The sequence below is a fragment of the Actinomycetota bacterium genome, assembly GCA_030017835.1.
Lineage (GTDB): Bacteria > Actinomycetota > Aquicultoria > UBA3085 > Oleimmundimicrobiaceae > Yes70-04.
Window position 1 is genome coordinate 1 of record JASEGU010000042.1, and the last position, 4,983, is coordinate 4,983.

A 4,983-nucleotide genomic window follows, 5' to 3' on the forward strand; every position below is an offset into this window, starting at 1 on the left:
ACAGGTTGCCATTCACTCTTAGCTACTAGTTCAAGCTGGTGGGCTCATATCCCAGGCACTAAAAAGGTGTTAGAATAGACCAAAAATTGGAGCAGAAAGATGAAGGTATTCATAATCCATCCGGATGACTTTGATAAGGGGCAAGAGGTCCCTCCCTTCCATTCCGTCTTCGAAAACGGCTATGCCAAAAAGCTCATCAAACACTTGACTGATGATCCTTCCGTCTGCACCGCCTGCGGCAAGGAGTGCGTAAACTGCAGAAAGCAGTACGGACTCAAATTCAATGACGATATAGTGGGCGTCCACAAGTTGCCCGCAAAGCTCCTCTACTACATCGACGAGCCGGCTAAATATTTGCCGAAAGAGCCTCCGGCCCACGACATCATGATCGCCATAAACGTCCACGAGGACATCCTGCTCACCCTGCCCAAGGTGGCCAAGGAGGCGGGAGCGAGCGGCCTTATCGTGCCCGTCGAGCATCCCGACTGGTTGACCAGGTGGGGGCGGGGCAGACTTACCCAAATATGCGAAGGGCTCGGCCTTGAATGCGCCTTCCCCAAACCATTCTGCGCCCTGGCCAAAAACAACAAGCATCCGGCCATAAACAGCTTTATAGATCATTTCCATATCGGCCGACCCATTTTGAAGATAAAGGCCAAGGATGGAGTGATAGAGCAGGCAAGGGTCGCGGTCTCGGCTCCCTGTGGAGCCACCTACCTGGTGGCCCATAAATTGAAGGGCAAGAAGCTGACCGACGACATAGACGCCGTGGTCGCCAAATACTGGCATAGCTATCCCTGCATAGCCAGCATGAAGACCGACCCCGAGCTAGGCGACACTATCCTCCACAGAGGAGGCCATATCCATTACGGCATAGTCCGCGAGGCTCTTGGGGACGTTGATGATGGTAAACCTTAGTTCCTCATGTTGACTTTCCTCTTTAAGAGAGTTATCCTTTGCGAGTAGTATCGTCATTACATCTTTAGGAGGTTCGTAATGGTTCAGGGCACGGTCAAGTGGTTTAACGCAAAGAAGGGCTACGGTTTCATCGAAAAGGAGGGTGGCGAAGATGTTTTTGTGCATTACTCCGCCATTCAGGGAGAAGGATTCAAAGTCATCAACGAGGGCGATAAGGTGGAGTTTGAGGTGGTAGAGGGCGAGAACGGCAAGCCTCAAGCCGCAAACGTAAAGAAGATCTAATTTCGGTCAAATACGAAAAGGCCCCTTTGCTTGCAAAGGGGCCTTTATTTTGGAGAAGATTTGCGTCGTCTGATAGCTTTTTTTGCCGCCTTAACCATGTTGATCCTCTCTCTTCGTTTCGACGGAGCCCTCTCCCTCTGGGTGGCAACCAATAGATCGGTCGCACTTGAGCCGTTTGCCCGAATCTTAAATAATCTCTGGCCGATCTACGTCTTCATCTCAATCCTCTCGATATATCTAATCAAAAGGCGACGCTTCGACATTTTGGCTGTGCTCCTCTTGTCGGTCACGGCAGCACCGCTCGCCTCCGATATATTAAAGGTAGCGGTGGGGCGGCCTAGGCCCTTTCTTCTCCTTCCCATAACTAGCCTTGAGGATATATCGAGCTTCTCCTTTCCGAGCGGTCACCTCACCCTGATCTCCTCGCTCCTTGGCCCGCTCAAAAAAATTGAAGACGACGGCCTCTTCGGAAGGCTTCCCGTCCTCGCCATCTATCCAATCTACATGGTCCTTGTGGCCTATTTTCGTCTCTTTGCCGGCATCCATTTCCTAAGCGACCTAATGGGGGGGGCGATCTTGGGTTGCTCCACCGGCTGGCTTTTTCTAAGGCTGAATGAGAAGGGCCTCTTTGAAGGGGATATGATAGGATATCCTCACTTCATCGCCCTGACCCTTCTTGGCATAAGGCTCGTAATCAAAGCTTTCGCGTAAGATGGAATGGGGTTGAAATAAATAAACGGGATCCGCTTGCAAGCGGATCCCGTTTGCTTTGAGGTTGAACTTATGATCCTACTCCTCGTTTAGCTGGTCCAACAAGTTGGCCAGCTCTGTGCCGTGAGCCATAGCCGCTTCTCTGAGCGTCTCGCCGCGAGCGATAGAACATCCGGTGCATCCCATGCCATTGGCCGCAAAGACGGCGGCCGCTTTGGGGTTTGTCTGAATTATATGGGCAATGGTCATATCCTCAGTCGCTTTCATCTGCCCCTCCTTCAAATTGATTTTAAAGACCTACTGCCGCTCCTCAACCAATGAATCGACCACAGACGGGTCGGCCAGAGTCGAGGTATCGCCGATGGCATCGACCTGTCCCTCGGCGATCTTGCGCAGGATCCTTCTCATTATCTTACCCGATCTCGTCATGGGAAGCGAATTGGCAAATTGGATCTTGTCTGGGGTGGCAATCGGACTGATCTCGGTCCGAACGTGCTTTACCAGTTCCTTCTTGAGATCATCGGAAGAAGCATAGGCCTGCTTTAAGGTAACATAGCAGTAGATGCCCTGTCCCTTGACGTCGTGCGGATAACCGACGACGGCCGCCTCGGCCACGTAGGGATGAGAGACGAGCGCGCTCTCCACCTCGGCCGTTCCGATCCTATGACCGGAGACGTTGATGACGTCATCGATCCGGCCAAGGAGCCAATAGAAACCGCCCTCATCAATCCGGCAGCCATCACCGGTGAAATAATTTCCCGGATACATCGAGAAGTAGACCTCTTTAATTCGTTGGTTCTTGGGATCGCCGTAGACGCCGCGCAGCATGCCCGGCCAGGGTTTGGTGATGATTAGCGAACCGCCCTCGTTGACATCGGCCTCGGAGCCGTCTTTACGTACCACTTTGGGCACAACGCCGAAGAAGGGTTTGGAGGCTGAGCCGGGCTTGGTCGGGGTGCAACCGGCAAGCGGGGTGATCAGGTGACCGCCGGTCTCAGTCTGCCACCAGGTATCTACTATCGGGCAGCGCTCTTTGCCGATGGTCTTGTAATACCAGATCCAGGCCTCGGGATTGATCGGCTCGCCGACCGTGCCCAGAACCTTGATGCTGGAGAGATCGTGCTTGTTTGGCCACTCATCGCCCAGCCTCATCAAGGCCCTGATGGCGGTGGGGGCAGCATAGAAGATGTTGACCTTGTAGTCAGCAACTATCTTCCAGAAGCGGTCGGGCTTGGGATAGGTCGGAACCCCTTCAAACATCAAGCTGGTAAAGCCGTTGCTTAAGGGTCCATAGACGATATAGGAATGGCCGGTGACCCAACCGATATCGGCCGTACACCAGAAGAGCTCGTCGTCTTTGAGATCGAAGGTGTACTTGGTGGTCAGATTGACGTGAAGGAGATATCCGCCGGTGGTATGGAGGACGCCCTTGGGCTTTCCGGTGCTGCCGCTGGTGTAGAGGATAAAGAGGGGATCTTCGGCGTCCATCTTCTCGGGCTCGCAGGTCTCGGAGATATCGCCGGCATTCATCTCCTCATGCCACCAGAAGTCGCGCCCACTCTTCATGAAAACATCTTCATCCGACTGTTTGAAGACGATGACCTTCTTAACAAAATCGCAAGAATTCAGGGCAACATCGGCCGTCTTCTTGAGCGGAATCAGCTTGCTGGAGTGGAAGCCGACGTCGGTGGTGATGAGAGCCTTGGAGTTGCAATCGGTCATCCGGCTGGAGAGGGCTTCGGCGCTGAAGGCGGAGAAGACTATCGAGTGGATCGCACCGATTCTGGTGCAAGCCAGCATGGCGATGGGAAGCTCCAAGATCATCGGCATAAAGAGGGTGACGGTATCGCCCTTCTTGATGCCATGCTTCTTCAAGACGTTGGCAAATTTGCATACCTCTCTGTGGAGTTCCTTGTAGGTCAAGAAGCGCTTCTTCTCTTCGGCCTCCCCTTGCCAGATAAGGGCCTTCTTGTCGCCGCGGGTCTCTAGGTGACGGTCCAAACAATTGTAGGAGACGTTCAGCTTGCCGCCCTTAAAGAACTGGACGAAGGAGGCTTCCTTCTCTCCGACGCTGTCGAAATCGTACTCCAAAACCTTGTCCCACTTGGAGAACCAGCTAAGATTCTCCTCGGCCATCCGACCCCAGAACTTCTCCGGCTCCTCGACCGATTCCTTGTACATCTTTTCGTACTCTTCCATGCTCTTTATATAAGCCTTCTCTGAAAGCTCCTTTGGAGGGTAGAATACCCTCTCTTCGTGCATCATGGGTTGAATATCTTTCTCCTCGCTCATACGCCCTCCCTTTCAAGTCATGTTTTTAATCCGATAAGCGGTCAAGCTCTACGAAATTGAAATATACTTCAAAAGTGGGGCAAAAACTGCCTTTTTTCATTAAGCGGTCGTTTTTAAGCGGTAAAAGATCGACGTGGAAGTTTTTGGGCCAAACGGGAGAAAAGGAAAGGCTCCGATCTCTCGGAGCCTTAAAAAGATTCGGCGGCGTCCTACTCTCCCACACCGTTGCCAGTGCAGTACCATCGGCGCTGAGCAGCTTAACTTCTCTGTTCGAAATGGGAAGAGGTGTACCCCGCTCGCCATGGCCACCGAAAACCTGATGGTCAAAATGAGATCTGCACCTTCAAAACCACACAGCAAAATTCGAATAAGTTCAAGTCCTCGGTCTATTAGTACCACTCGGCTACACCCATTGCTGGGCTTCCACCTATGGCCTATCAACCAGGTAGTCTACCTGGGACCTTACTCCACTTAGGATGGGAAACCTAATCTTAGAGTGAGCTTCCCGCTTAGATGCTTTCAGCGGTTATCTCTTCCGAACATAGCTACCCAGCGATGCCGTTGGCACGACAACTGGTACACCAGAGGTTCGTTCATCCCGGTCCTCTCGTACTAGGGACGACCCTCTTCAAGTTTCCTACGCCCACAACAGATAGGGACCGAACTGTCTCACGACGTTCTAAACCCAGCTCGCGCCCAGGCCAATGGTGTAGATGGGGACGCGCGTCTTCCCTTCGGAAGCCAGGTCAATCACCTCGTTGGCTGTATAGAAACTGCACG

Annotated in this window: 5 protein-coding genes and 2 rRNA genes; 3 read left to right on the forward strand and 4 right to left on the reverse strand. The window is 52.7% G+C overall.

From position 1 onward, the window contains the following. The first annotated feature begins 99 nt into the window (after window positions 1–99). From QMD53_06770 to QMD53_06780, 3 genes are all read left to right on the forward strand, one after another. A complete protein-coding gene (locus QMD53_06770; GenBank protein ID MDI6800344.1) occupies window positions 100–918 on the forward strand; it encodes a DUF166 family protein in 819 nt (272 codons plus the stop codon). Window positions 919–996: 78 nt separating this feature from the next. Further along, window positions 997–1,200: a cold-shock protein gene (locus QMD53_06775; protein MDI6800345.1), complete on the forward strand. Its 204-nt coding sequence runs from the start codon at window positions 997–999 to the stop codon at window positions 1,198–1,200. Window positions 1,201–1,260: 60 nt separating this feature from the next. Next, on the forward strand, window positions 1,261–1,911 hold the full coding sequence (locus QMD53_06780; protein ID MDI6800346.1) for a phosphatase PAP2 family protein: 651 nt from the start codon (window positions 1,261–1,263) through the stop codon (window positions 1,909–1,911). A gap of 78 nt (window positions 1,912–1,989) precedes the next feature. Here the strand turns inward: QMD53_06780 and QMD53_06785 are convergent, their stop codons facing one another. From QMD53_06785 to QMD53_06800, 4 genes are all read right to left on the reverse strand, one after another. Beyond that, on the reverse strand, window positions 1,990–2,178 hold the full coding sequence (locus tag QMD53_06785; protein ID MDI6800347.1) for a DUF1858 domain-containing protein: 189 nt from the start codon (window positions 2,176–2,178) through the stop codon (window positions 1,990–1,992). A 30-nt stretch (window positions 2,179–2,208) separates the two neighbouring features. After that, entirely contained in the window at window positions 2,209–4,203 is a 1,995-nt protein-coding gene (acs, locus tag QMD53_06790) for an acetate--CoA ligase (GenBank protein MDI6800348.1), read from the reverse strand. A 196-nt stretch (window positions 4,204–4,399) separates the two neighbouring features. Further along, window positions 4,400–4,516 (reverse strand): 5S ribosomal RNA (gene rrf, locus QMD53_06795). 56 nt (window positions 4,517–4,572) lie between these two features. Further along, a 23S ribosomal RNA gene (locus QMD53_06800) occupies window positions 4,573–4,983 on the reverse strand; the annotation flags it as partial.

Coding starts and splice junctions, on each gene's coding strand:
- QMD53_06770 (MDI6800344.1), top strand. CDS start 100: ATGAAGGTATTCATAATCCATCCGGATGACTTTGATAAGGGGCAAGAG.
- QMD53_06775 (MDI6800345.1), top strand. CDS start 997: ATGGTTCAGGGCACGGTCAAGTGGTTTAACGCAAAGAAGGGCTACGGT.
- QMD53_06785 (MDI6800347.1), bottom strand. CDS start 2,178: ATGAAAGCGACTGAGGATATGACCATTGCCCATATAATTCAGACAAAC.
- acs (MDI6800348.1), bottom strand. CDS start 4,203: ATGAGCGAGGAGAAAGATATTCAACCCATGATGCACGAAGAGAGGGTA.